This window comes from Bacillus sp. C30, assembly GCF_040838255.1.
Taxonomy (GTDB): domain Bacteria; phylum Bacillota; class Bacilli; order Bacillales; family Bacillaceae_G; genus Bacillus_A; species Bacillus_A mycoides.
This window is the reverse complement of sequence record NZ_JBFPJH010000584.1, coordinates 1-2130: the sequence shown is the minus strand read 5'-3', so window position 1 is coordinate 2130 and position 2130 is coordinate 1. Positions and strand designations below refer to the sequence as shown.

The 2130-nt window shown below is 35.0% G+C and carries 1 protein-coding gene; it reads left to right on the top strand.

The window, feature by feature from the left end:
• Positions 1-166: 166 nt before the first annotated feature.
• Positions 167-1993: an oligoendopeptidase F gene (pepF, locus tag AB3X49_RS23155; protein ID WP_367965013.1), complete on the top strand. Its 1827-nt coding sequence runs from the start codon at positions 167-169 to the stop codon at positions 1991-1993.
• Positions 1994-2130: the final 137 nt, after the last annotated feature.

Below are 2130 nucleotides of genomic sequence, written 5' to 3'. Positions count from 1 at the left end.
CTTATATAGAATAATTTATCTCTATACTGTGTTCCAGTTTTACTGTACCACCTCAGTTCAACATGAGAGAAGAAAAAGGGGATATAATAAAGAATGAACGTGAAGAAATTACATAAGAAAAACAGAATTGTACTTAAGTAGAGATATTTAAAGGAGGGCTTACAGAATGTCTGAACAAAATAAAGCAAAAACATTACCAGATCGCAATGAGATTGAAGAAGCAAGCACATGGCGATTAGAAGATATTTTCCAAACAGATGCAGAATGGGAAAAAGAATTCCAAGCTATTAAAGAGCTATTGCCAAAGTTAACTGAATTTAAAGGGAAGCTTGGCGACTCTGCAGACAATTTGCTTGAGGCATTGCAATATGAAGATGAAATTTCAATGCGATTAGGTAAGCTATATACATATGCACATATGCGTTACGATCAAGATACAACAAACTCTGTGTATCAAGCACTGAATGATCGCGCAACAAATTTATACTCACAAGTATCTAGTAGCACAGCGTATATCGTACCTGAAATTTTATCTATTTCAGAAGATACATTGCAAACATTCTTACAAGAAAATCGAGAACTAAGTGTATATGAGCATGCATTAGAAGAAATTACACGTCAACGCCCGCGCGTATTATCTGAGGCAGAGGAAGCGTTATTAGCAGAAGCATCTGAAGTGATGAGTGCATCAAGTAATACATTCGGTATGTTGAATAATGCGGATTTGAAATTTCCATCTATTAAAGGTGAGGATGGAGAAGAGGTAGAAATAACACATGGCCGTTACATTCAGTTTTTAGAAAGTGATGATCGTCGTGTTCGCGAAGATGCATTCAAAGCTGTATTTGAAACGTATGGGAAATTTAAGAACACTTTTGCAAGTACGTTAAGCGGGGCAGTGAAACGTAATAATTTCAATGCACGTATTCGTAAATATGACTCTGCTCGCCAAGCAGCATTAAGCAATAATAATATTCCTGAAGCAGTATACGATCAACTCGTTGAAACGGTAAATGACAACTTACATTTATTACACCGTTACATTGATATTCGTAAGCGTGCACTAGGACTTGATGAGCTTCATATGTACGATTTATATACACCACTTGTACAAGAAGTGAAAATGAATGTGAAGTATGAAGAAGCGCAAGAAATGTTATTGAAGTCTTTAAATGTACTTGGTGATGAATATGTTGAAATTTTAAAAGAAGCATATGAAAATCGCTGGGTAGATGTGTACGAGAATAAAGGCAAACGAAGCGGAGCATATTCATCTGGTGCATACGGAACAAATCCGTATATTTTAATGAACTGGCATGATAATGTAAATAATTTATATACACTTGCTCATGAGTTTGGCCATTCGGTGCATAGTTATTACACAAGAAAGACACAGCCACACGTATACGGTGATTATTCAATCTTCGTTGCAGAGGTAGCATCAACTTGTAATGAAGCGCTTCTAAATGATTATTTATTAAAAACGACAGAAGATAAAAAAGAGCGTCTATATTTATTAAATCATTATTTAGAAGGATTCCGTGGTACTGTATTCCGTCAAACAATGTTTGCAGAGTTCGAGCATATCATTCATAAAAAAGTACAAGAAGGACATGCGGTTACGCCAGATATGTTAACGGAGATCTACTACGATTTAAATAAGAAATATTTCGGGGATGCTTTAGTAATCGATAAAGAAATCGGTTTAGAATGGTCTCGTATTCCGCACTTCTATTACAACTATTACGTATATCAATACGCAACAGGATTTAGTGCAGCGACAGCGTTATCTAAACAAATTTTAGAAGAAGGGCAACCAGCAGTAGAACGTTACATTAACGAATTCTTAAAAGCGGGAAGCTCCGATTATCCAATTGAAGTGTTGAAAAAAGCAGGAGTTGATATGGCATCTCCTGAACCAGTGAAAGAGGCACTTCAAGTATTTGAAGAGAAATTAAATGAATTAGAAGCGTTATTATTTGAAGAAAAGTAATGAGAAAAGACGAGGAGTTTTATCCTCGTCTTTTTTGTTTGAAAATGTATTTTGTCGATAAAATAAGGAGGATTTCCTTACTTTTTCTAAATTAGAAGGCAGTTTTACAGTTGATTTTTGTAATTAAAATCCTTTAA

What these genes read in the sequence shown, in the direction of transcription:
- pepF (WP_367965013.1), top strand. Translation starts at nt 167, where the DNA reads ATGTCTGAACAAAATAAAGCAAAAACATTACCAGATCGCAATGAGATT.